We start from the raw sequence: 22,467 nt of genomic DNA, 5'->3' as shown, positions 1-22,467 counted from the left end.
TTTGGGGGCGCACGGTGCATGGCGCTGGCCACCACCGGCTTCCACCCCCGCATGGTGCGGGAAATGAAACAGGAGAACGCTCATGAACTATTTGCCCGCCACTTCCGGGGCGCCTGGCGGCGCCGCCTTCTCCGCCGCACCGGCCGACGCGGAGTTCAGCCGTGCCGTGCCAGACGCTGCCGCTCAGAGCCCTGCACCTGCGCGGCACCGCCGGACTCTGAGCGTGGGGCAAAAGCTGGCGGCCAGCTTTGGCATTCTGGGCTTTGCGGTGGCGCTGCTGGGGGCCACCACCTGGCTCACAGGGCAGGACACAAGCCGCCAGGCCACGTTGCTGACCACGGAGCAACTGCCCATTGAGCGGACCGTGCGCGACTGGAAAACCCAGTCGGTCTATATCGGCCAGATAGCGTTGCGCGCCACGTTGTCGTCCGATGTGTTCCCCCTGGTGGCTGAAATGCGCAATCAGATCGCCGCCGAAGACGCCATGCGCAAGCGCATTGATGAAGCGCTGACCAAGGCGTCTTCCAGCGAGAGCGCGAGGCCGCTGTGGGCACAGGCCCAGGCCGAACGCCAGAAATATGCCGCGCTGCGGGACGCGCTGGTGCAAAACGCCCTCGAAGCCAAGATCATCAGCCAGAAGGAGCTGCAGGAGCACGCCGCCGCGTTGACCCAATACCTGCGGTCCATCGACCAATTGCTCGCGGCCTCCGAACAGTCCTCCCTGAAGACGGGCGACAGCATGATTGCCGACGCGTCCCGTGCGCAATGGGTCAGCGCCGTGGCCGTGCTGGTGGTGGTGGCGCTGTCGGCGCTGTTTGGCTGGCTGCTGCGGCGCTCCATCGTGTTGCCGCTGCGCCAGGCCTCCGAGGCGGCCGCTGTGGTGGCGCGGGGCGACCTCACAGTGCGTATGCAAACCCAGCGTACCGACGAGATCGGTCAGTTGCTCACTGCGCTGGACAAGATGGTCGAGTCGCTGCACTACGTGGTGACCGAGGTGCGTGACTCGGGCGAATCCATCCATGTGGCCAGCTCCGAAGTGGCAGCGGGCAACACCGACCTGAGCATGCGCACCGAGCACGCCGCCAGCAACCTGCAGCAGACGGCGGCCAGCATTGCCCAGCTGGCGCAGATGGTGGCCGCCAATGCCGACAGCACCCGCCAGGCCAATGCGCTGGCGCTCAACGCCACCGAGGTGGCCAGCAAAGGCGGCGAAGTGGTCAGCCAGGTGGTCAAGACCATGGAAGAGATCAACGCCAGTAGCAAGAAGATCGCCGACATCGTGGGCATCATTGATGGCATTGCGTTCCAGACGAATATCCTGGCACTGAACGCCGCCGTGGAGGCCGCCCGCGCGGGCGAGCAGGGGCGCGGCTTTGCCGTGGTGGCCAGCGAGGTGCGGGGCCTCGCAGGGCGCAGCGCCAATGCGGCGCGCGAGATCAAGGCGCTGATCTCCACCAGCGTGGACAAGGTGAGTGACGGCGCCCGGCTGGTGGTGACAGCAGGTTCCACGATGGGCGACATCGTACAAAGCGTGGAGCGTGTGACCACGCTGATGTCCGAGATCAACGAGGCCAGCAGCGAGCAGAGCACGCAGATCGGCCAGGTGAGTCAGGCGGTGGACCAGCTCGACCATATGACGCAGCAGAACGCAGCGCTGGTGGAGCAGGGCGCCGCAGCGGCCCAAAGCCTCAAGGACCAGGCCAACCGGCTGGCGGGTGCGATGGGGCAGTTTCAGCTCACGCGCGCTGCTGCGTGAGGGGTATTGCGCTGCAGATCGGATTGATTCACATAAAAAAGGGCCTGCAGTGCAGGCCCTTCAAGCGCAAGGTACTATGAATTTTGACGGTGCTTACATGCCCGCGTAGTTCGGGCCACCGCCGCCTTCCGGCGTGACCCACACGATGTTCTGCGTGGGGTCCTTGATGTCGCAGGTCTTGCAGTGCACGCAGTTCTGCGCATTGATCTGCAGGCGCTGGGCATCGCCGCCCTTGGTGGTGTCGGGCACAAACTCGTACACACCCGCCGGGCAGTAGCGCGCCTCGGGGCCGGCGTACTTGGCCAGGTTGATGTTGACCGGAACGCTCGCGTCCTTGAGCGTGAGGTGGGCGGGCTGGTTCTCTTCGTGGTTGGTGTTGCTGATGAACACGCTGGAGAGGCGGTCAAACGTGAGCTTGCCATCGGGCTTGGGGTAGACGATGGGCTTGCACTCGGCCGCAGGCTTCAGGTACGCGTGGTCGGGCTTGTCGCGGTGCAGCGTCCAGGGGATGTGGCCGCGCAGCACGAACTGCTCGAAACCGTTCATCAGCGTGGCCGTGGTCAGGCCGTACTTGAACCAGTTCTTGAAGTTGCGGTCCTTGTTCAGCTCGGTGTGCAGCCAGCTCTTTTCGAAGGCTTCGGGGTAGGCGGTCAGCTCGTCGTGCTGGCGGCCTGCCACCACGGCGTCGTAGGCGGCTTCGGCGGCCAGCATGCCGGTCTTGATGGCGGCGTGGCTGCCCTTGATGCGGCCGACATTCAGGTAGCCGGCATTGCAGCCCACCAGTGCGCCGCCTGGGAACACGGTCTTGGGCAGGGCGTTGATGCCGCTGGCGTTGATGGCACGTGCACCGTAGGACAGGCGCTTGGCCGTGATCTCGCCCTTCTCATTTTCGAAGTAGTAGCGGACGTTGGGGTGCGTCTTCCAGCGCTGGAACTCCTCGAACGGGCTCAGGTAGGGGTTGGCATAACCCAGCCCCGTGACGAAGCCCAGCGCCACCTTGTTGCCCTCCAGGTGGTACAGGAAGGCGCCGCCGTAGGTGTCGTTCTCCATGGGCCAGCCAGCGGTGTGCATCACAAACCCGGGCTGGTGCTTCTTGGGGTCGATTTCCCAGAGTTCCTTCACGCCAATGCCAAAGCTCTGCGGGTCGCGGTCCTTGTCGAGCTGGTACTTGGCAATCAGCTGCTTGCCCAGGTGGCCGCGTGCGCCTTCGGCAAACACGGTGTATTTGCCCAGCAGCTCCATACCGAGCTGGAAGTTCTCGGTGGGCTCGCCATCCTTGCCAATGCCCATGTTGCCGGTGGCCACGCCCTTGACGGAGCCGTTGTCGTTGTAGAGCACTTCAGCGGCCGTAAAGCCGGGGAAGATTTCCACGCCCAGGGCTTCGGCCTGTTCGCCCAGCCACTTGGTCAGGTTGCCCAGGCTGATGATGTAGTTGCCATGGTTCTGCGCAAACGGCGGCAGGAACATGTTGGGCACACGAAAGCCCGATTTTTCAGACAGGAAGATGTAGGCGTCGTCGGTGACGGGCTGGTTCAGGGGCGCGCCGCGCTTTTTCCAGTCGGGGATCAGCTCGGTGAGGGCCTTGGGGTCCATGATGGCGCCCGACAGGATGTGCGCACCGGGCTCGGAGCCTTTTTCCAGCACCACCACCGAGACGTCCTGGCCTTTTTCGGCCGCCAGTTGCTTCAGGCGGATCGCAGTGGCAAGGCCGCCAGGGCCGCCGCCAACGACCACCACGTCGTATTCCATGGATTCGCGGGGGCCGTATTGGGCGAGGATTTCTTCGTTGGTCATGGGCTTCTCGTCGGGCGTTTGATAATGGATTATTTTCTACAGAGCGCCGACCGCGCTCTGTCTGTCTGGCGACTGATTGTATTCACGGAATATAGACAATCGAACGACCGTTCTATTTTGATCAGTAGGGAGACTCTAAATGGCATACAGCATCGACTTGTCCGGCCGCGTGGCCTTCATCACGGGCGCATCCAGCGGCCTGGGCGCGCAGTTTGCCCGCACCCTGGCCCGCGCTGGCGCAGGCGTCGTGCTGGCCAGCCGCCGGGTGGAAAAACTCAAGGAGCTGCGCGCGCGCATCGAAGGCGAGGGCGGTGACGCCCATGTGATCGAGCTGGACGTGACCGACCACGACTCCATCAAGGCCGCCGTGGCCCATGCCGAGACCGAAATGGGCTCCATCGACATTCTGGTGAACAACTCCGGCGTGAGCACCACGCAGCGCATCCAGGACGTGACGCCCGAGGACTATGACTTTATCTTCGACACCAATGTGAAGGGCGCCTTCTTTGTGGCGCAAGAGGTGGGCAGGCGCATGCTGGCCCGCTCCCGCGGTGCAGCGCCGGGCAGCTTCACCGGCGGTCGAATCATCAATATCGCGTCGATGGCGGGCCTCAAGGTGCTTCCGCAGATCGGCGCCTATTGCATGAGCAAGGCCGCCGTGGTGCAGATGACCCGGGCGATGGCACTGGAGTGGGGCCGGTTCGGCATCAACGTGAACGCCATTTGCCCCGGCTACATCGACACGGAAATCAACCACCACCACTGGCAGACCGAGCAGGGAAAAAAGCTCATGGACATGCTGCCGCGCAAGCGCGTGGGCCAGCCGCAGGACCTGGATGCGCTGCTGGTGATGCTGGCCAGCGACCAGAGCCATTTTGTGAATGGCGCGGTGATCGCAGCCGACGACGGCTTCGCGGTCTGACCCCTGGGGCACGAGCGGGTATGAAGATCGAAATCCCTGAGGTCAAGAAGCTGGTCTTTGAGATGCGGTTCCCGGTGCGCTGGGGCGACATGGATGCGATGGGCCATGTCAACAACACCGTGTACTTCCGCTACCTGGAAACCGCGCGCATCGAGTGGATGGTGTCGGTGGGCTGCAACCCCGACCCGCGCGGACAGGGGCCTGTCATCGTCAATGCGTTCTGCAATTTCTACAAGCAGCTCGAATACCCGGCCGACGTGTTGCTCAAGCTCTACGTGAGCGACCCGGGCCGCACCACGTTCGAGACCTGGGGCACGATGGAGCGCGTGGACCAGCCGGGCGTGATATGCGCAGCGGGCGGAGCTACGACGATCTGGGTGGACTTTCCGCAGCAGAAGGCCGCGCCGCTGCCCGACTGGATGCGGACGCTGGTGACTGCCAGCTGACCGTCCGTCCCGTCACTTGAGCCCCGTGGCGGGGGCTGGTGGCTCATTTTTTGGACTATTCGGCCGGTAGCGCACGTGATAAATGCCTTGATTGCTATTAAAAAGATAGTGTTTGGGCGATTTGCACCGGTGGTTTGACGACAGAGTTGAAGGCAAGCCTCTGCGAGCACCCAGCACCCGTGCCACTTCTTCCCTCTGCTGGTGGCCCTGCGGTAGCCAGTGAATACGGCTCCACAGGCACCCAGGCGCGGAGCACTGTGCCCATACCGCCGACCCCATACCGCGCCTTCTCATTCAACCTCCTGTTCTTTTTGTTACCTGTTAGGATGACTTCGGCAACGATAGAAGAAAACGAATAGAGCCGGGGAGGGGATTTCCAACACCGCACCGACGTGCTGCTTTGTGCTTTCTGAATGAATTCAACCATCCCAGCAAGCGCGGCTGCCAGCAGCATCAACAAGGTGACCAATCTGGTCATCGCGTCGGTTCTCTTCATGTTTGGCCTGTACGCCTTTGACGAATGGGGGCAGGTCAGGGACCGTGAAGAGGAGCACATGCAGTCCAACCTGGTGCTGCTGACGCGAACGCTGGACACCTTCTTTCTCTCCAAACGCGCTGGCATGTTCAGCCTGGCAGAAACCATCGCCATCTCGCCCGGTGGTATCGACAACCTGGCGCTGGCGCAGCAACTGCTGACGGACTACCGCAAGCACCGCCCCGAAGTCAGCGAGATATCCCTGAGCGAAATGAACGGCAAGGTGCTGGCCTCGTCCCACGCGGCGGACAGGAACGGCCAACCCGGCCTGGTGGATCAATCCGGCTTTCAAGACTTTGCGCGGGACGCTAAGGACCAGCACGACATCTACCTGGGACGACCCCAGCGCGACGCGCAGAGCCAGGACTGGGTGTTCACGCTGCGTTATGTGCTGCGGGATGCGCAAGGCCAGCCCCGGGCGGTGCTGACAGATGTATTTCCGGTCGATTTTCTGGAGTCGCTCTGGAAAGACGCGCCGCTGGTGCAGCAGCTCACAGTGGGTGTGCTGCGCGATGACGGCTACCTGATGACCCGCTTTCCGGTGCCCGCCACGGTCACCAAGGACGAGGTGTATGGCATGCGTCGGGACGGGGTGCTGGTACGGTATCTCGCGCAGCACCAGTTCCCCCTGCAAGGGCGGGTCGAGGGACCCAATGCGCTGTTGAAGGGGCAGAACTTTATTAACCTGTTCCACCGGCTCGACAGGCTCCCTGCGACCGTCTTTGTCGGGCAGCCCGAGAGTCGGTTCTTTCAGGTCTGGGCCCGCAGCATCGACACTCCCCTGGCGCTCACGGCGCTGTTGCTGGTGTTCATCAAGCTCGTGTCGCTGCGCCTCGCTCGCCGCGAGCACGAAGCCGAGCAGCAGCGGCTGGCGGTGGAAAGGGTGCTGCGTGAGAGCGAGACCGAGCAGCGCTCCCTCATCGACAACCTGATGACGGGTCTGGTCATCCACGATGCGACGGGCGCTGTGGTGCGGTGCAACGCCGAGGCCAGTAACCTGCTGGGGCTGAGTTTTGAGCAGATGACCGGCAAGCAGCTGATCGACCCGGCCTGGTCCTTCGTGAACGAGCAGGGGGCCGTCATGCCGGTTTCCGACTACCCCGCCTCCCGGGTGCTTGCGACCCTTGAACCTGTCAACGGGGTGGTGGGAGGCATCGTCCGTGGCAAGGATGCAGGCATCTGCTGGGTGCTGAGCCGGGCCGACCCGTGGTTCACCACCGATGGACAGCTCGACAAGATCGTGGTGACCTTTGTCGACATCACCATGCGGCGCAAGCTGACGTCGCAACTCCAGGACCGCGAACTCAAGTTCCAGGCGCTGTTTGACAACAGCATGGACGCAGTGTTGCTGACCTCGCCCGATGGCACCGTGCTGGCCGTGAACCAGGCGGCTTGCCGACTGTTTGACTTGAGCGAGGCACAAATCATCGCCCGGGGGCGCATGGGGCTGGCCGACCCTGCCGACCCCCGGTTGCAGGAGCTGCTGGTACAGCGCCAGCAGAGGGGGCAGGCGGCCGGCCTGCTGACCATGGTCCGGGGTGATGGCAGCCACTTCACCGCCGAGATCAGCTCCAGCATTTATGGCGACAGTGAAGGCCGCCAATACAGCAGCATGATCGTTCGCGACATCACGGAGCGCCTGCGCAGCCAGGCCGAGCTGGAGGCTGCCAATGCACAGATGCGCCGCATCAACGAGCAGCTGGCCGAGGTGGCGCACTTTGACATGCTGACGCACCTGCCCAACCGCGTTCTGCTGGCCGACAGGCTTCAGCAGGCCATGGCGCACTGTGTGCGTCGCAACAAGTCGCTGGCGGTGGCGTTTCTGGATCTGGATGGCTTCAAGGACATCAACGACCGGTATGGCCATGCGGCGGGCGACGAGTTTCTGGTGGCGATTGCCAAGCGTCTGCGTTCTGCACTGCGCGATGGCGACACGCTCGCGCGCATTGGTGGGGACGAGTTTGTGGCCGTCATGACCGACCTGACGGCCGAGCAGGACTGCGAGCCCCTGCTGTTGCGGCTGTTGCAGGTGGCGGCCGAGCCGTTGCTGGTGAACGGGCAATCCCTGCAGGTGTCTGCCAGCATTGGCGTCACCATCTACCCGCAGGATGGTTCCAGTTCGGAGCAGCTCATCCGCCATGCCGACCAGGCCATGTACCTGGCCAAGCAGGCGGGCAAGAATCGGTTCCACCTGTTTGATGTGGCCAGCGATGCGGCCATCCGGATCAAGCGCGAAAGCCTGGAGCAGATTGCCACCGCCATCGCGCAGCGGGAGCTGGTGCTGTACTACCAGCCCCAGGTCAACATGCAGACAGGTGAGGTGGTGGGGATGGAGGCGCTGGTCCGCTGGTTGCATCCGCAGCGGGGCCTGCTGGCCCCGAGCCAGTTCCTGCCGGTGATTGAAGACCACGATATGGCGATTGCGATTGGCGAGCGGGTGCTGGAGATGGCCCTGTCCCAAATGGCGCAGTGGCTGGCGGTGGGGCTGCGCATGCCGGTCAGCGTCAACGTGTTCTCCAAGCAGTTCCAGCAAGAGGACTTTGTGCACAAGCTGCGCCAGGCACTGGCAGCGCATCCCTCGGTGCCTTCGTCGGCGCTGGAGCTGGAGATTGTGGAGACCAGCGCGTTGCAGGACATGGCCCAGGTATCTGGCCTGATGCACGCATGCGCCGAACTGGGCGTGCGGTTTGCTCTGGACGATTTTGGGACCGGTTATTCGTCGCTGACCTACCTGAAAAAGCTGCCTGCAGAGCTGCTCAAGATCGACCAGAGCTTTGTGCGCGACATGCTCGAAGACCGCGACGACCTGGCCATTGTGCAGGGTGTGGTGGGCCTGTCCAAAGCGTTCAACCGCAAGGTGATTGCCGAAGGTGTGGAGACCGTGGACCACGGCCGCATGCTGCTGGCCATGGGCTGTGTGCTGGGCCAGGGCTATGGCATTGCGCGGCCCATGCCCGCGCAGCAGGTACCGGGCTGGCTGGACCAGTGGCAGGCGCAGCAGCCCTGGGTGCGCGAGACCGATACAGACTTGCCGGCCTGAGGTCCTGAGGTCCTGAGGTCATGCGGAGCATCGCGCGGGTATCGGTCCGTTGAGTCGCTGTGGGACGACCTTTATCGTGGGGGCAGGGCAACACATTGCGCCAGAGGCATGCCCTGTGCCTCTGAGGCGCCCAGCAGCAAAAGGCGCTGCAGTTCTGGCAAATAACGGATGGCTGTCTGCGGTGCGCTGTAGCCGTTGCTGTTGTTCAGGCGTTCTTGCATGCGCAGCACAAGACGGCTGGGCAGGTGTTCGATGCTGAGGGTGCGCACACCCGTGTAGAAGGTGGTCTCTATGGTGCCTTCGGTGCCGAAAAAGCCGCCACCCACGCGCGCCGCGCGGCGCCGGCCCTCGAAGGTCGTGGCGATGCGCAGTTTGTCGTCACGGCTGGTACAGCTCCCCTCGAAGGCCGCAGCGCACTCCATGGGCAGCGGATTCTGTTGCACCAGCACTGCCTGCACGGACGGGGTGTGCAGCAGTGCGGGGGGCACGGGCTCCAGGCGTACGCAATCGGCGGTGGGTACGACCTGCCACGCCGTAGCGCCCGGCGAGTCAGGGATTTGCAGGCGCGAGCCTGCAACGCCCGCACCGAGGTAGTAAGTGGGCGCCGCCCCCGTGCTGGACTCTTCGCGGAAGAGCGAGGCGGACCGCAACGGCGACAGCGCGCCAGCGGGCACGGCCACAGTCAAAGGGTGAAAGGGCAGCGTGCCCTCCGGTGGCCCAAACCCTGCGGCCTGTACCGCAGGCGCGGCCAGCACCCAAAGCCAGATCGTTCGTGCGGAGCGCATGGTTTGGATCAGGCCGCAGGCTTGGCCTTGGGCACACGGCCCATCAGATAGAACTCTGGGTTGGGCTGCATGCCCGCAAAGCTGGCCATGCGGTTGGACAGGCCAAAGAATGCCGTGATGGCGGCGATGTCCCAGATGTCCTCGTCATCGAAACCATGGGGGTGCAGGGCCTCGAAATCCGTGTCGTCGATCTCGTGGGCGTTCTGGCACACATTCATGGCGAAGTCGAGCATGGCCCGCTCCCGGGGGCTGATGTCCGCCTTGCGGTAGTTCACCGCCACCTGGTCGGCGATGAGCGGCTTCTTCTCGTAGATGCGCAGGATCGCGCCATGCGCCACCACGCAATACAGGCACTGATTGGCCGCGCTGGTGGTGGTGACGATCATCTCGCGCTCGCCCTTGGTCAGGCTGCCTTCTTCCTTGAGCATGAGCGCGTCGTGGTATGCAAAGAATGCACGCCATTCCGCTGGCCGGCGGGCAAACGCGAGGAACACGTTGGGGATGAATCCCGCCTTCTCCTGCACTTCAAGAATCCGCGCGCGGATGTCCTCGGGCAGGGTGTTCAGGTCAGGGAAGGGGTAGCGGTTCACGGCAGTCTCCTCGGTTTTTGTGTGGGGTGTATAACGGATGCAAGTATCAGGGATGCCATTGCGTCGCCCGCACGGGGGCATGGGCCGGCGCGGCCGAACTGCCAGCCAGCGCGTAGGACAACTGTGTCGCTGCAGCGACCACGGTGTGCGCCAGCGCTTCGAGCTTTTCGGCGGGCAAACGCGAGGCCGGGCCTGAGATGCACACCGAGCCCATGAGCCGCCAGTGCATGCCAAACACCGGCGCCGAAACGGTGGCCACGCCCTGTTCCCGTTCACCAATCGACCAGTGGTAGCCCTTCTTGCGGATCTCTTCATAGGCCTTGCCCGGCTCGCCCGAAAACGCCAGGATCACGCGGCCCGGCGAGCCCTTGTCCAGCGGCAGTCCTTCGCCCATGCGGGCGTGGTGGCGCAGCGCCTGCGGGCCTTCCACACGGACAAGGCAGGTGCGCACATTGCCTTCACGCACGTAAAACGCAGCGCTTTCGCCGGTGGCAAGGGTCAGTTCACGCAGCGCGGGCTCCAGCACGTTCTGCACGTCAAAGCCTGCCTGGTAGCGCGCACCCAGCCAGCCTGCTGCCGGACCCAGGCGCCAGTCGCCATCTTCGCGCTGCACCATGAACCCGGACTGCGCCAGCGTGCGGGCCAGGCGCAGTACGGTGGTCTTGTGAAGGCTGCAGCGGCGGCTCAGCTCTGCCAGAGACAGGCTGGATTCGCCCAGTGCAAAGGCCTCCAGCACCTGCAGCGCACGCGTCACGGCGATCACGCCACCGGTGTCCTTGGTCGCCGCATCGGTCGGCCGGTCTGCGCTTTCATCGACCCCGGCGGTGGTGGCATTTGGCTGGGTGGCCTTGCGCGGGGCAGGGCGCGCGGGCGAAGAGGGTGGGTTGCTCATGGCGCAATTCGTTTCATTGTGTGCAACTGCATTGTATGGGTTGAAACGCGTGCGTACATTCGCACACCACGGCGCCAGGCCCGAACAGGCCCTTGCAGACCGGTGTGACGAACCACCATAACGGAGACAAATCCATGACCGCTTTTTCATCGCTTTCACGTTCTTTGAGTGCTCGCCTTTGCGCCGCTTTCCTGGGCCTTGCGGCCGTGGCCGTGCCCCACGGCGCTGCGCAGGCGCAGACGGCCTACCCCGCCAAGGCCATCCGCCTGATTGTTCCGTTCCCCCCCGGCGGGGGCACCGACATGATCGCCCGCGCCGTGGCGCAGAAGATGGCCGACCAGAACAAGTGGAGCGTGATCGTGGACAACCGCCCTGGCGCCGGTGGCAACCTGGGGGTGGATGCTGTGGCCAAGGCCGACCCGGACGGCTACACGCTGGTGATGGGGCAGACCAGCAACCTCGCCATCAATCCCACGCTGTACAAGAAGCTGCCCTACGACCCGCTCAAGGACCTGGCGCCGGTGGCGCTGGTGTCGTCCTCGCCCATCGTGATGGCGGTGCCGGTCAACTCGCGCTTCAAGACCTTTGCCGATGTGGTGGCTGCCTCCAAGGGCAAGCCTGATGCCCTGACGCTGGGCTATTCGGGCAACGGCACCGTGGCCCATCTGGCCGGGGAGCTGGCAGAGAACGCTGCTGGCATCCAGTTGCGCCACATCCCTTACAAGGGCGCGGCCCAGGCCATGACGGACCTGATGGGCGGACAGATTGATCTGTACATGTCGTCCGTGCCCACGCTGCTGGGCCATGTGCGCAATGGCAAGCTCAAGGTCATAGCCATCACCTCGGCCCAGCGCTCGGCGCAGCTGCCGGATGTGCCCACGCTGGCGGAGTCCGGGTTCAAGGGCTTTGAGGCCGTGACCTGGTTCGGAGTGCTGGCCCCTGCGGGTACGCCCGCAGCCATCGTGGCGCAGCTGAACAAGGCCATCAACCAGGCCCTCAAGCAACCGGACGTGGCGGACAAGCTGCGCTCTGAAGGCGGCGACATCCTCGGGGGCACGTCCGAGCAGTTTGCGGCACTGCTGCGCACCGAAGTGCCCCGCTGGTCCAAGATCGTGAAGGACTCTGGCGCCAGCCTGGACTGATCGAGCCGCCACGTTCATCCCCCGCTGACTGCCCATCGCCATGACCCGCGATCGCCTTGTCACGCCCGTACCGTTCTCGCTGGGAACGACGGCGCCCCGTACCGCACTGCCTGCGGCGGCGTGCGACTGCCACGTGCACGTGTACGACCAGCGCTTTCCCATAGCGCCGGGGGCCAAGCTGCTGCCGCCCGACGCGTCGGTGCAGGACTACCGCGCGCTGCAACAGCGCATCGGCACCCAGCGCACCGTGCTGGTCACGCCCTCCACTTACGGCGCAGACAACCGCTGCATGCTGCAGGGCCTGGCGGCGCTGGGTGACAACGCCCGAGGCGTGGCCGTGATCGATGGCCGCGAGAGCGATGCGCAGTTGCAAGCCCTGCACGATGCGGGCGTGCGCGGTGTGCGGCTCAATCTTTCGCTGGGCGTCACCGGCACGGTGGACTCCATCCTGCCGCTGGCCCGGCGCATTGCGCCCTGGGGCTGGCATCTGCAGCTGCTGATGGCGTCCGATGTGCTGGCTAGCTTGGGCGATGTATTGCGCAACGTGCCTGTGCCCCTGGTGTTTGACCACCTGGGCCGCATCGCACCCGAGCAAGCCGGGAAGCACCCAGCCCACGCACTGCTGCTGCAGCTGATGGGCGAGGGCCGGGCCTGGGTCAAGCTCTCGGGCGGCTACATCGTCAGCGCCACCCACGCGGTGGACGACCCGGCGCTCGATGCACTGGCCGTCGGCTACCTGCGTGCTGCACCAGAGCGCGTGCTGTGGGGCAGCGACTGGCCCCATGCCACTGCCAGTGCTGGCCTGCACCCCGTGCCGGACGACGCATTGCAAATCGACACCCTGGCGCGCTGGTGCGATCAGGCCGGTGCGGATGCCCTGCGCCGCGTGCTGGTCACCAACCCTGCCGCGCTTTACGGCTTCTCGCCGGTCTCGACTTCTTCATCCCCCACCCCTGTCTGAGGGCCTTGCACCATGACCTCTTTGGTATCTCCCCTTTCTACGCACGGCGCGCAGCGCCGCCACCTGCTGACCACCCTGGCCTTTGCGGGCGCAGGTGTGGGGATGGGGCTGCCCGCCTGGGCGCAAAACGATTGGCCTGCGGGCAAGCTCATCACCTGGGTGGTGCCGTATCCCGCTGGCGGCAGCACCGACGTACTGGGCCGCAACATTGCCCTCAAGCTGGGCGCGGCCCTGTCCACCAACGTCATCGTGGACAACAAGGCCGGGGCCACCGGCACCATCGGCGCGGCCTACGTGGCCAAGGCGGCGCCCGACGGGCTCACGCTGCTGGGCACCTCCATCGGCCCGCAGGCCATCGCCCCGCACCTGATGGCCAAGCTGCCCTACGACCACATCACGGCGTTTGAGCCAGTGATCACCGTGGGCACCATCCCGCACATCCTGGTGGTGGGCGCCAACCAGCCCTTCAAGACGGTGGCCGACTTGCTGGCCGCCGCCAAGGCCCAGCCGGGCAAGCTGGCGTTTGCCTCGGGCGGCAACGGCACCATCTTGCAAATGCAGGGCGAGCTGCTGCAGCAGCAAACCGGCGCGCGCTTCATCCATGTGCCCTACAAGGGCGACACCCCCGCGCTGCAAGACACGCTGGCCGAGCAGGTGCAGTTCATGTTTGCCCCCGCAGCCGCCGCGCTGCCGCATGTGCAGTCGGGCAAGTTGCGCGCCCTGGCCGTCACCTCTGCCCAGCGCCTCAAGGCCCTGCCTGCAGTGCCCACCATGGGCGAGGCGGGGCTCAAAGACTTTGTGGTGGAGCAGTGGCAGGCCGTGTTTGCGCCCGCCAAGACGCCCGCCGCCATCGTGCAGCGCCTGAACCGCGAGATTGCCGCCACGCTGAAAGACCCCGCCCTCATCGCCCTGGCCGACAAGCTGGGCGTGACGCTGGTGGGCGGCACGCCCCAGCAGCTGGGTGAGCTGCAAAAGGCCGACTCGGCCAAGTGGGCCAAGGTGATCAAAGACGGCGGCATCAAGGCCGACTGAGCACCGCCTCACTTCATTCCATTTTTCTTCCTCCCTTCAACCGGACCATTCCCATGAGCCAACTCCCTGAAATCATCCGCACCATCGACCGCGTGAGCGGCGACGTTGTTGCCCAGGCCGCTACCTACCAAGCCGCCATCCTGGCCGACGTGGCAGGCCGCCGTGGCACCATGCATGGCCGCGTGGCGCCCGTGCACCAGTCCATGAAGGTGGCAGGCCCCGCCTTCACCGTGGAAGTGCGCCCCGGCGACAACCTCATGATCCATGCCGCCATCGCGCTGGCCCAGCCGGGCGATGTGCTGGTGATTGACGGCAAGGGCGACCAGACGGCGGCGCTGATGGGCACGCTGATGCTCAGCGCCTGCAAGAAGCGCGGCCTGGCGGGTGTGATCGTGGACGCCGCCATCCGCGACAAGCTGGAAATTCTGGAGCTGGACTTCCCCGTGTTCAGCGCGGGCTTCAACCCCGCAGGGCCCACCAAGTACGTGCCCGGCCGCATCAACCACCCCATCAGCGCCGGTGGCGCGGTGGTGAACCCGGGTGACCTGGTGGTGGGCGACGCCGATGGCGTGGTCGTCATCGAGCGCGAAAAAGCCCCCGCCATGCTGGCCCTGGCCGACAAGAAGGTGGCCGACGAAGCCGCCCGCATCGAAGCCATCGCCCGTGGCGACACCGCATCGAAATGGCTGCCTGCGGCCCTGCGCGCTGCGGGCGTTTTGAAGGAAGGGGAATCGCTGTGAGCCCAACCATCATCGTGACCGGCGCCGACCTGGCGCAACAAGCCCTGGATTTGCTCACAGGCTACGAGATCGTCTACGCAGGCAAGACGCCGACGGAAGAGGACATGGTGGCCCTGTGCGGTGCGCACAACCCCGTGGCCATCATCGTGCGCTACGGCAAGGTGGGCGCTTCGGTGATGGACGCGGCCCCTGCGCTCAAAGTCATCTCCAAGCACGGCAGCGGCACCGACACCATCGACAAGGTGGCGGCCAACGCCCGTGGCATTGAAGTGGTGGCCGCCGTGGGCGCCAACGCCGCCGCCGTGGCCGAGCAGGCCCTGGCCCTGCTGCTGGCCTGTGCCAAATCCGTGGTGGCATTGGATGCGCGCATGCACGCTGGCCACTGGGACAAGGCCACGCACAAGAGCCTGGAACTGGGCGGCCGCACCGTGGGCCTGGTGGGCCTGGGTGCGATTGGCCTGCGCTTTGCCAAGATGGCCGACGCTCTGGGCATGCGCGTGATTGGCTTCGATCCGTTTGCCAAGAACCTGCCCGCCTATGTGCAGGCGGTGGACCTGGAGACGATCTGGCGCGAATCCGATGCCGTGTCTTTGCACTGCCCGCTGACCGACGAAAACCGCAACCTGCTGAACGCCGCCACGCTGGCGCAATGCAAGCGCGGCGTGATTGTGGTGAACACGGCACGTGGTGGCCTGATCGACGAGGCCGATCTGCTGGCCGCCGTACGCTCAGGCCAGGTCATGTCGGCCGGGCTCGACAGCTTTGCGGTGGAGCCGATGACGGCGGGCCACCCCTTCCAGGGCGAGAAGCACTTCATCCTCAGCCCCCACATTGGCGGCGTGACGAGCGATGCCTACGTGAACATGGGCGTGGGCGCGGCGAAGAACCTGCTGGCCGTGCTGGCCCGTGCACCGCATGCAGTAGCCGTCGCCTGAGCGCCGGCCTGCCCCAAGAACATGGCCGGGCAGGGTGCCCGGCCGCACAGGAGACAACAGACCATGGCACGCAATTTCAAGAAAAATAGTCCTCTTGCGCTAGTCAATCATGCGCTGGCAGCTATTGTTTTAGTAGCGTCTGGCGCCGCCTGCGCGCAAACGGGCGCAGCAGCCTATCCGACCAAGCCCGTGAAGCTGGTGGTGGGCTTTGCCGCCGGTGGCCCCACAGACGTGGTGGCGCGTGCGTTTGCCGACCACGCCAGCAAGGCGCTGGGCCAGCCGTTCATCATCGACAACAAGCCGGGCGCGGGCACCATCATTGCCGCCCAGGCCGTGGCCAGCGCCCCGGCCGATGGATACACGCTGCTGTTCGGTGCCACCAACCACACCATGATTCCGGCGCTGTACCAGGGCCGCGTCAAGTTCGATACGGTGAAGTCCTTCCGCCCCCTGTGCACGGTGGCCAGCAGCCCAACGGTGCTGGTGGTGACCCCCAGCCTGCCGGTCAAGACACTGGCCGATTACCAGGCCAAGGCCCGCGCCGAGCCCGGCCGCGTGACAGCAGGCACAGCAGGGGTGGGCAGCTCAGGCCACTTTGCCACCGAGATCTTTGCCCGCGCCCAGGGCCTGCAGCTCAACCACGTGCCCTACAAGGGCGCCGCACCCGTGGTGACGGACCTGATGGGCGGGCAGCTCGACAGCTCCTTTGCCACCCTGGGCTCGGTGCTGCCGCAGATCAAGAGCGGCAAGCTGCGTGCGCTGGCCGTGGGCGCGCCCCAGCGCTCTGCCTTGGTGCCCGAGGTGCCAACGTTTGCCGACGCAGGAGGTGGCAACTACGCTGCCGACGTGTGGTACGGCGTGCTGGCCCCGGCAGGCGTGCCCGAGCCCATCGCCCAGGCGCTGGAGCGCACGGCCGCCGAATTTGCCAAGAGCGAATCGGCCGCTGAAAAGCTGCGCGGCCTGGGGATGGATGCCGAATCGGTGTGTGGCAACGCCTTTGCGACCCGTGTGGCCCGCGAAGCTGCGACGTATAGCCAGATTGCCAAGGCGCTCGATCTCAAAGCAGATTGAGCGGCCCTGTTGTAGAACCCAGAACTGATTGGAGACAGGTATGTTTCGCTTCCTCAAACCCCTGATCGCCGCCTGCGCCCTGGCCGCTGGCGTGGCCCACGCCGCCTTCCCCGAGCGGCCCATCACCATCGTCGTGCCCTACGCCCCCGGTGGCGCGGCCGATGCCGTGGCCCGTGTGGTGGCCACCCGCCTGGGCGCCAAGCTCGGCGGCAGCGTGATCGTGGACAACAAGGCCGGTGCCAGCGGCACCATTGGCGCCAGCTTTGTGGCCAAGGCCCCGGCAGACGGCTACACCATGCTGTACGACGCCACGCCTTACTCCATCAACCCGCATCTTTTCCCCAAGATGCCGTATGCCAGCACCGCACTGCAGCCGCTGTCGCTGGTGCTGCTGGCGCCCAACGTGCTTATCGTGAAGGCCGATGCACCCTACAAAAACGTGGGCGAGCTGATTGCCAAGGCCAAGGCCCAGCCGGGCAAGATCAACTTTGCTTCGGGCGGCAGCGGCACGGTGCAGCGCCTGGCGGCCGAGCTGATGGCCCAGAAGCTGGGCCTGGACATGGTGCATGTGCCCTACAAGAGCGGCGGCCCCGCCATCACCGATGTGATGGCCGGCCAGGTGGACTTCATGTTCGGCACCGTGGCCGCCACCTACCCGCATGTGGCGGGCGGCAAGCTGCGTGCGCTGGCAGTGTCGGCGCCTGAGCGTTCCAAGCGCCTGCCCGATGTGCCCACGGTGGCCGAGGCGGCCATCCCCGGCTACGAGGCCTATGAGTGGAACGGCGTGTTTCTGCCTGCGGGCGTGCCAGCCGACGTGGCCACCAAACTGCAGCAGGCCCTGCAAGAGGTGCTGAAAGAAGACGAAGTGAAGCAGCGCCTCGCCGACCTGGGCGCCCAGCCCATCGGCTCCACGCCCGCAGACTTCGCCGCCTTCCTGAAGAAGGAAGACGCGAAGTGGGGCGAGGTGGTGAAGAAGGGCAATATCAAGCTGGACTGACTGATGCCTTTGCCAGCGCTGACCACGCCCGTGCCGCACTCCGTGGGCCTGAACCGCCCGCAGCGCCAGTTACCCCCCGGCGCGTGCGACAGCCACATGCACATCTTTGACCCGCGCTTTGCGCCGTCAGCCCACTGGCCGCGCACGCCGCCAGTGGCGCCCGTGGCGGTGTACAGGCAACTGCAGGCGCGCCTGGGCACCACGCGCACGGTGGTGGTCACGCCATCGACCTACGGCACCGACAACGCCTGTACGCTGGATGCGCTGGACCAATTGGGCGACGCTGCACGCGGTCTGGCCGTGGTGGGCGAGGACGTGAGTGCCGACGAGCTGAGCCACCTGGCCGCACGTCGCGTGCGCGGGCTGCGGGTCAATTTCGTCTCACCCCAATCGTGGGGCACCACCACGCCCGCCATGCTGGCCACCCTGGCCGGCAAGGTGGCAGAGCACCCGGCGTGCGAGGGCTGGCACATCCAGATCTTTGCGCAGCCGGAGCAGCTCATAGCCCTCGCGCCCCAGTTGCATGCGCTGCCCGTGCCCCTGATCATCGACCACCTGGGCCGCATCGATCCCGCCGAAGGCCCGGCCGCAGAGGCCTACGGCGTGGTGCGCGGCCTGCTCGATGGTGGCAACACCTGGGTCAAGCTCTCGGGCGCCTACATGCGCTCGACCGTGCATGGCCCCAGCTACGCCGACACCCTGCCGCTGGGCCAGGCCCTGGCGCAGGCCGCGCCGGATCGCCTGGTGTGGGGCAGCGACTGGCCGCACACCACCGAGGCGCCCGGCACTGTGAACGATGCCGATCTGGTGGATCTGCTGCAGGCCTGGGCTGGCAGCGACGCGGCCATGGACCGCATCCTGGTCGACAACCCGGCGCGGCTGTATGGTTTCGATACCGCTCCCGCCGCCTGAACGCATTGGAAAGACCCCACCATGTTTTTGTTGCAAGCCCCTGAGGTCCGCGATCTCGACCTGTTCACCTCCATGCCCGAGCCCTTTCGTCGCAGTGAGCGTAGCGACTGGGCCGACGCCAACCGGGGCGGCACCATCACCGATTCGTTCCTGGAGGGCCCGGTGTTCGACGACGCAGGCAACCTCTACGTCAGCGACATCCCCTGGGGTCGTGTCTTTCGCATCAACCCCCAGGGCGACTGGGCGCTGGTGGCCGAGTACGACGGCGAGCCCAACGGTCTCAAGTTCTTGAAGCCCGGCACGCTGCTCATCACCGATTACAAGAACGGACTGATGCAGCTTGACGTGGCCACGGGTGCCGTCACCCCGTACCTGCAGCGCCGCAACAGCGAGCGCTTCAAGGGCGTGAATGACCTGATCTTTGACGCCGAAGGCAACCTCTACTTCACCGACCAGGGCCAAAGTGGCCTGCACGACCCGAGTGGTCGCCTGTACCGCCTGCGGCCCAATGGTCAGCTCGACTTGCTGCTGCACAACGTGCCCAGCCCCAACGGCGTGGCCCTGTCGCCCGACGGCCGCGTGCTCTACCTGGCCGTGACGCGCGGCAACTGTGTGTGGCGCGTGCCGTTGCTGCCCGATGGCAGCGTGGCCAAGGTCAGCCAGTTCTTCACCTCGTATGGCCCCAGCGGCCCCGACGGCCTGGCCGTGGATGCCGGGGGTCACCTGCTGGTGGCCAACCCGGGCCTGGGCTATGTGTGGGTGCTGAACCACCGGGCCGAGCCCGTGCAGGTGCTGCGAGGTGCACCGGGCAGCTCGACCACCAACCTGGCGTTTGGCGGGGCAGGGCGTACCACGGTGTATGTCACCGACTCTACCCATGGGCGAATCCTGAGGGCTGACATGGGTGCACCTGGGCTGCCGCTGGCGCGTTCGCGTTGACGCTGCCCCAGCCTCAACTTGTCTGGGGTCGCAACGAAATCAATGAGAGCATGATGCTTTATTAATATTGACTATTAATGAGATTCAATCGATTCAATTTACCTGTCATCGTTTGCTTCCTACCATCTGCCCTGTCGATACGTTTTGCCGACGCGATTTCACAGGAGATGACCCATGACGACCGAAGCTAAATGCCCCTTTGACCACACCAAGGCCGTGCCCACGGGCCCCCGCAATGCCGACTGGTGGCCCAACCAGCTCAATCTCCGCCCCCTGAACCAGAACTCCCCGCTCACCGACCCGATGGGAGACGGCTTCAATTACGCCGAAGAATTCAAGAGCCTCGACCTTGCTGCTGTGAAGGCCGACCTGCGCGCACTGATGACCGACTCGCAGGACTGGTGGCCCGCAGACTTTGGCCACTATGGACCGCTGTTTGTGCGCATGGCCTGGCACAGCGCGGGCACCTATCGTCTGGCAGACGGCCGTGGTGGCGCGGGAGCTGGGCAACAGCGTTTTGCGCCGCTCAATAGCTGGCCCGACAACGCCAATCTGGACAAGGCGCGCCGCCTGCTGTGGCCCGTCAAGCAGAAGTACGGCCGCAAGATCTCGTGGGCCGACCTGATGATCCTGACCGGCAATGTGGCGCTCGAGTCCATGGGCTTCAAGACCTTTGGCTTTGCCGGCGGACGCCCTGACGTGTGGGAACCCGATGAAAACGTGTACTGGGGCGCTGAATCCACCTGGCTGGGCAGCGACAAGCGCTACAGCGGTGAGCGCGACCTGGCCAATCCGCTGGCTGCTGTGCAGATGGGCCTGATTTATGTGAACCCCGAAGGCCCGAACGGCAACCCCGACCCCATCGCCGCCGCGCGCGACATCCGCGACACCTTTGCGCGCATGGCGATGGACGATGAAGAGACCGTGGCGCTGATTGCTGGCGGCCACACCTTTGGCAAGACCCACGGTGCAGGAGACGCGGCCTTGGTGGGCAAGGAGCCCGAAGGCGCAGGCATCGAGGACCAGGGCCTGGGCTGGAAGAGCAGCCATGGCTCTGGCAAAGGTGGTGACACCATCACCAGCGGCCTGGAAGTCACCTGGACCACCACGCCCACGCAGTGGAGCAACAACTTCTTCGAAAACCTGTTCGGCTACGAGTGGGAGCTGACCAAGAGCCCGGCAGGCGCCCACCAGTGGACGGCCAAGGGGGCTGCAGCGACGATCCCGCACGCACACGACCCGTCGAAAAAGCTGGTGCCCACCATGCTCACCACCGACCTGTCGCTGCGCTTTGACCCGGCCTACGAAAAGATCTCGCGCCGCTTTTTGGCGCACCCCGAGCAGTTTGCCGATGCATTTGCGCGTGCCTGGTTCAAGCTCACGCACCGTGACATGGGGCCGCGTGCCCGCTATCTGGGGCCGGAGGTACCTGCCGAAGTGCTGGTCTGGCAAGACCCTGTGCCTGCCGTGGACCATGCGCTGGTGACCGCGCAGGATATCGCTGCGCTCAAGGCCAAGGTGTTGGCATCGGGCTTGTCGATTTCGGAACTGGTATCCACGGCCTGGGCCTCTGCCTCCACGTTCCGGGGCGGCGACAAGCGGGGCGGCGCCAACGGCGCGCGCATCCGTCTGGCTCCACAAAAGGATTGGGCTGTGAACCAGCCTGCGCAACTGGCCAAGGTGCTGGGTCAGCTCGAAGCCATCCAGCGCGAGTTCAATGCGGCGCAGACGGGTGGCAAGAAGATCTCGCTTGCGGACCTGATCGTGCTGGCCGGTGGCACTGCCGTGGAGGCTGCCGCAAAGCAGGCAGGGCAGGACGTGACCGTTCCCTTCACGCCTGGCCGCACGGATGCCTCGCAAGAGCAGACCGATGTGCCGTCGTTCGAGGTGATGGAGCCTGTGGCCGATGGCTTTCGCAACTACGTGCGCCCTGGCCTGGAAGGCGCCGTGGCCGAGCTGCTGGTGGACCGCGCCAACCAGCTCACGCTGACAGCGCCCGAGATGACGGTGCTGGTGGGTGGCCTGCGCGTGCTGGGTGCCAACGTGGGGCAGGCAACCCATGGTGTCTTCACGCAGCGCGTTGGTACCTTGAGCAATGACTTCTTCGTGAACCTGCTCGACATGCGCACCCAATGGCAGAAGTCGGCGGGTGCAGCGGGTGTGCTGGAAGGTGTGGACCGCAGCACAGGTGCCAGAAAATGGACCGGCACGGTGGCCGACCTGGTGTTTGGCTCCAACTCGGTGTTGCGTGCGCTGGCCGAGGTCTATGCCAGCAGCGATGCACAGGCAGTGTTTGTGCAGGACTTCGTCAAGGCTTGGACCAAGGTGATGAACCTGGACCGGTTTGACCTGACCGCGGGCGGTGCCAGCGCCTGATCAGTGAGGCCTTGCTCCCATGTCGTCAGGGGATGGCATGGGGCGAGCCGTTCACGAAGCCATGAAGCCCGGCGTGTGCAGTGCATGTGCCGGGCGTTCTGTTGTTTGCGCGGTGGAAGCCCTGCGTGCGCTCGCTACCATCGGGCCTTGATGTTTCAACCCTTCAAGGAGAGCCCGCGTGACACCAACCCCGACCAAAGACTACGAAAAAGGCCTGGCCACCCGCCGTGAGGTCATGGGTGACGATTTTGTGGACCGTGCGCTGGGCAACGCCACCTCTTTCACGCAGCCCATTCAGGAATACATCACGCGCAACGCATGGGGCGATGTCTGGCAGCGGCCCGGGCTGGACCGCAAGACCCGCAGTCTCATCACGGTTTCCATGTTGATCGCGCTGGGCAAGCAGCATGAACTCAAGGGCCATGTGCGTGGCGCGCTGAACAATGGCGCTACCGCGGAGGAGTTGCAGGAAGTATTGCTGCACGCCAGCGTCTATTGCGGCCTGCCGACGGCGGTAGAGGCGTTTCGCACCGCCGCCGAAGTCATCGACGGCCCGGCCAAGTAGGCAATAAAAGGCGGTAGTGCTGTCCTTCGAGGGCAGG

Annotated in this window: 19 protein-coding genes; 15 read left to right on the top strand and 4 right to left on the bottom strand. The window is 65.2% G+C overall.

From position 1 onward, the window contains the following. Positions 1-82: 82 nt before the first annotated feature. On the top strand, positions 83-1,756 hold the full coding sequence (locus tag N4G42_RS14920) for a methyl-accepting chemotaxis protein (RefSeq protein WP_260667736.1): 1,674 nt from the start codon (positions 83-85) through the stop codon (positions 1,754-1,756). Positions 1,757-1,849: 93 nt separating this feature from the next. Here the strand turns inward: N4G42_RS14920 and N4G42_RS14915 are convergent, their stop codons facing one another. Beyond that, positions 1,850-3,550: an electron transfer flavoprotein-ubiquinone oxidoreductase gene (locus N4G42_RS14915; RefSeq protein ID WP_260667735.1), complete on the bottom strand. Its 1,701-nt coding sequence runs from the start codon at positions 3,548-3,550 to the stop codon at positions 1,850-1,852. 139 nt (positions 3,551-3,689) lie between these two features. On the opposite strand from N4G42_RS14915, the gene N4G42_RS14910 reads away from it, so the two are divergent. From N4G42_RS14910 to N4G42_RS14900, 3 genes are all read left to right on the top strand, one after another. Further along, positions 3,690-4,472 carry an SDR family oxidoreductase gene (locus N4G42_RS14910; RefSeq protein ID WP_260667734.1) on the top strand — a complete coding sequence of 261 codons (783 nt, stop codon included), beginning with the start codon at positions 3,690-3,692 and terminating at the stop codon, positions 4,470-4,472. A gap of 20 nt (positions 4,473-4,492) precedes the next feature. Further along, positions 4,493-4,918: an acyl-CoA thioesterase gene (locus tag N4G42_RS14905; protein WP_056067722.1), complete on the top strand. Its 426-nt coding sequence runs from the start codon at positions 4,493-4,495 to the stop codon at positions 4,916-4,918. 413 nt (positions 4,919-5,331) lie between these two features. Next, a complete protein-coding gene (locus tag N4G42_RS14900; RefSeq protein WP_260667733.1) occupies positions 5,332-8,493 on the top strand; it encodes an EAL domain-containing protein in 3,162 nt (1,053 codons plus the stop codon). 71 nt (positions 8,494-8,564) lie between these two features. On the opposite strand, the gene N4G42_RS14895 is transcribed toward N4G42_RS14900, so the two are convergent. From N4G42_RS14895 to N4G42_RS14885, 3 genes are read right to left on the bottom strand one after another with little or no spacing between them, the layout of a single operon-like run. Further along, a complete protein-coding gene (locus N4G42_RS14895; RefSeq protein ID WP_056067725.1) occupies positions 8,565-9,278 on the bottom strand; it encodes a hypothetical protein in 714 nt (237 codons plus the stop codon). A gap of 8 nt (positions 9,279-9,286) precedes the next feature. After that, positions 9,287-9,868, bottom strand: coding sequence for a peroxidase-related enzyme (locus tag N4G42_RS14890; protein ID WP_260667732.1), 582 nt, complete (start codon positions 9,866-9,868; stop codon positions 9,287-9,289). A 46-nt stretch (positions 9,869-9,914) separates the two neighbouring features. Further along, the gene (locus N4G42_RS14885; RefSeq protein ID WP_056067728.1) at positions 9,915-10,760 is read right to left on the bottom strand and encodes an IclR family transcriptional regulator; all 846 of its coding nucleotides are present in this window, start codon (positions 10,758-10,760) and stop codon (positions 9,915-9,917) included. Positions 10,761-10,894: 134 nt separating this feature from the next. On the opposite strand from N4G42_RS14885, the gene N4G42_RS14880 reads away from it, so the two are divergent. The 11 genes from N4G42_RS14880 (at position 10,895) to pcaC (ending at position 22,430) form a co-directional block, all read left to right on the top strand. After that, positions 10,895-11,902 carry a Bug family tripartite tricarboxylate transporter substrate binding protein gene (locus N4G42_RS14880; RefSeq protein WP_056067729.1) on the top strand — a complete coding sequence of 336 codons (1,008 nt, stop codon included), beginning with the start codon at positions 10,895-10,897 and terminating at the stop codon, positions 11,900-11,902. 40 nt (positions 11,903-11,942) lie between these two features. Beyond that, positions 11,943-12,863 (top strand): amidohydrolase family protein, encoded by a 921-nt coding sequence (locus N4G42_RS14875; protein WP_260667731.1) that lies wholly within the window; start codon positions 11,943-11,945, stop codon positions 12,861-12,863. 12 nt (positions 12,864-12,875) lie between these two features. Next, complete coding sequence (locus N4G42_RS14870) at positions 12,876-13,895, top strand: Bug family tripartite tricarboxylate transporter substrate binding protein (RefSeq protein WP_409557830.1); 1,020 nt, start codon at positions 12,876-12,878, stop codon at positions 13,893-13,895. Positions 13,896-13,948: 53 nt separating this feature from the next. Further along, entirely contained in the window at positions 13,949-14,635 is a 687-nt protein-coding gene (locus tag N4G42_RS14865; protein WP_005792824.1) for a diguanylate cyclase, read from the top strand. Then, the gene (locus N4G42_RS14860) at positions 14,632-15,570 is read left to right on the top strand and encodes an NAD(P)-dependent oxidoreductase (RefSeq protein WP_260667730.1); all 939 of its coding nucleotides are present in this window, start codon (positions 14,632-14,634) and stop codon (positions 15,568-15,570) included. The genes N4G42_RS14865 and N4G42_RS14860 overlap by 4 nt, the downstream gene beginning before the upstream one ends. Positions 15,571-15,633: 63 nt before the next feature. Continuing rightward, positions 15,634-16,641, top strand: a complete 1,008-nt coding sequence (locus N4G42_RS14855) for a Bug family tripartite tricarboxylate transporter substrate binding protein (protein ID WP_260667729.1) — start codon at positions 15,634-15,636, stop codon at positions 16,639-16,641. A 40-nt stretch (positions 16,642-16,681) separates the two neighbouring features. After that, entirely contained in the window at positions 16,682-17,638 is a 957-nt protein-coding gene (locus tag N4G42_RS14850; protein ID WP_260667728.1) for a tripartite tricarboxylate transporter substrate binding protein, read from the top strand. A gap of 3 nt (positions 17,639-17,641) precedes the next feature. Then, on the top strand, positions 17,642-18,550 hold the full coding sequence (locus N4G42_RS14845) for an amidohydrolase family protein (RefSeq protein ID WP_260667727.1): 909 nt from the start codon (positions 17,642-17,644) through the stop codon (positions 18,548-18,550). A 21-nt stretch (positions 18,551-18,571) separates the two neighbouring features. Then, positions 18,572-19,489, top strand: coding sequence for an SMP-30/gluconolactonase/LRE family protein (locus tag N4G42_RS14840; RefSeq protein WP_260667726.1), 918 nt, complete (start codon positions 18,572-18,574; stop codon positions 19,487-19,489). 174 nt (positions 19,490-19,663) lie between these two features. After that, complete coding sequence (katG, locus tag N4G42_RS14835) at positions 19,664-21,865, top strand: catalase/peroxidase HPI (RefSeq protein ID WP_260667725.1); 2,202 nt, start codon at positions 19,664-19,666, stop codon at positions 21,863-21,865. 178 nt (positions 21,866-22,043) lie between these two features. Further along, complete coding sequence (pcaC, locus tag N4G42_RS14830) at positions 22,044-22,430, top strand: 4-carboxymuconolactone decarboxylase (RefSeq protein ID WP_082522567.1); 387 nt, start codon at positions 22,044-22,046, stop codon at positions 22,428-22,430. Positions 22,431-22,467 lie beyond the last annotated feature (37 nt).

It is taken from the genome of Acidovorax sp. K2F (assembly GCF_025246485.1).
GTDB lineage: Bacteria > Pseudomonadota > Gammaproteobacteria > Burkholderiales > Burkholderiaceae_C > Acidovorax > Acidovorax delafieldii.
Note: the sequence above shows the minus strand (reverse complement) of the source record. Positions and strands in the feature narration are given on the sequence as shown.

Bases quoted from the DNA above. Each gene is read 5' to 3' on its own strand.
- N4G42_RS14920 (WP_260667736.1), top strand. From the start codon at position 83: ATGAACTATTTGCCCGCCACTTCCGGGGCGCCTGGCGGCGCCGCCTTC.
- N4G42_RS14915 (WP_260667735.1), bottom strand. From the start codon at position 3,550: ATGACCAACGAAGAAATCCTCGCCCAATACGGCCCCCGCGAATCCATG.
- N4G42_RS14910 (WP_260667734.1), top strand. From the start codon at position 3,690: ATGGCATACAGCATCGACTTGTCCGGCCGCGTGGCCTTCATCACGGGC.
- N4G42_RS14905 (WP_056067722.1), top strand. From the start codon at position 4,493: ATGAAGATCGAAATCCCTGAGGTCAAGAAGCTGGTCTTTGAGATGCGG.
- N4G42_RS14900 (WP_260667733.1), top strand. From the start codon at position 5,332: ATGAATTCAACCATCCCAGCAAGCGCGGCTGCCAGCAGCATCAACAAG.
- N4G42_RS14895 (WP_056067725.1), bottom strand. From the start codon at position 9,278: ATGCGCTCCGCACGAACGATCTGGCTTTGGGTGCTGGCCGCGCCTGCG.
- N4G42_RS14885 (WP_056067728.1), bottom strand. From the start codon at position 10,760: ATGAGCAACCCACCCTCTTCGCCCGCGCGCCCTGCCCCGCGCAAGGCC.
- N4G42_RS14880 (WP_056067729.1), top strand. From the start codon at position 10,895: ATGACCGCTTTTTCATCGCTTTCACGTTCTTTGAGTGCTCGCCTTTGC.
- N4G42_RS14875 (WP_260667731.1), top strand. From the start codon at position 11,943: ATGACCCGCGATCGCCTTGTCACGCCCGTACCGTTCTCGCTGGGAACG.
- N4G42_RS14870 (WP_409557830.1), top strand. From the start codon at position 12,876: ATGACCTCTTTGGTATCTCCCCTTTCTACGCACGGCGCGCAGCGCCGC.
- N4G42_RS14865 (WP_005792824.1), top strand. From the start codon at position 13,949: ATGAGCCAACTCCCTGAAATCATCCGCACCATCGACCGCGTGAGCGGC.
- N4G42_RS14855 (WP_260667729.1), top strand. From the start codon at position 15,634: ATGGCACGCAATTTCAAGAAAAATAGTCCTCTTGCGCTAGTCAATCAT.
- N4G42_RS14850 (WP_260667728.1), top strand. From the start codon at position 16,682: ATGTTTCGCTTCCTCAAACCCCTGATCGCCGCCTGCGCCCTGGCCGCT.
- N4G42_RS14845 (WP_260667727.1), top strand. From the start codon at position 17,642: ATGCCTTTGCCAGCGCTGACCACGCCCGTGCCGCACTCCGTGGGCCTG.
- N4G42_RS14840 (WP_260667726.1), top strand. From the start codon at position 18,572: ATGTTTTTGTTGCAAGCCCCTGAGGTCCGCGATCTCGACCTGTTCACC.
- katG (WP_260667725.1), top strand. From the start codon at position 19,664: ATGACGACCGAAGCTAAATGCCCCTTTGACCACACCAAGGCCGTGCCC.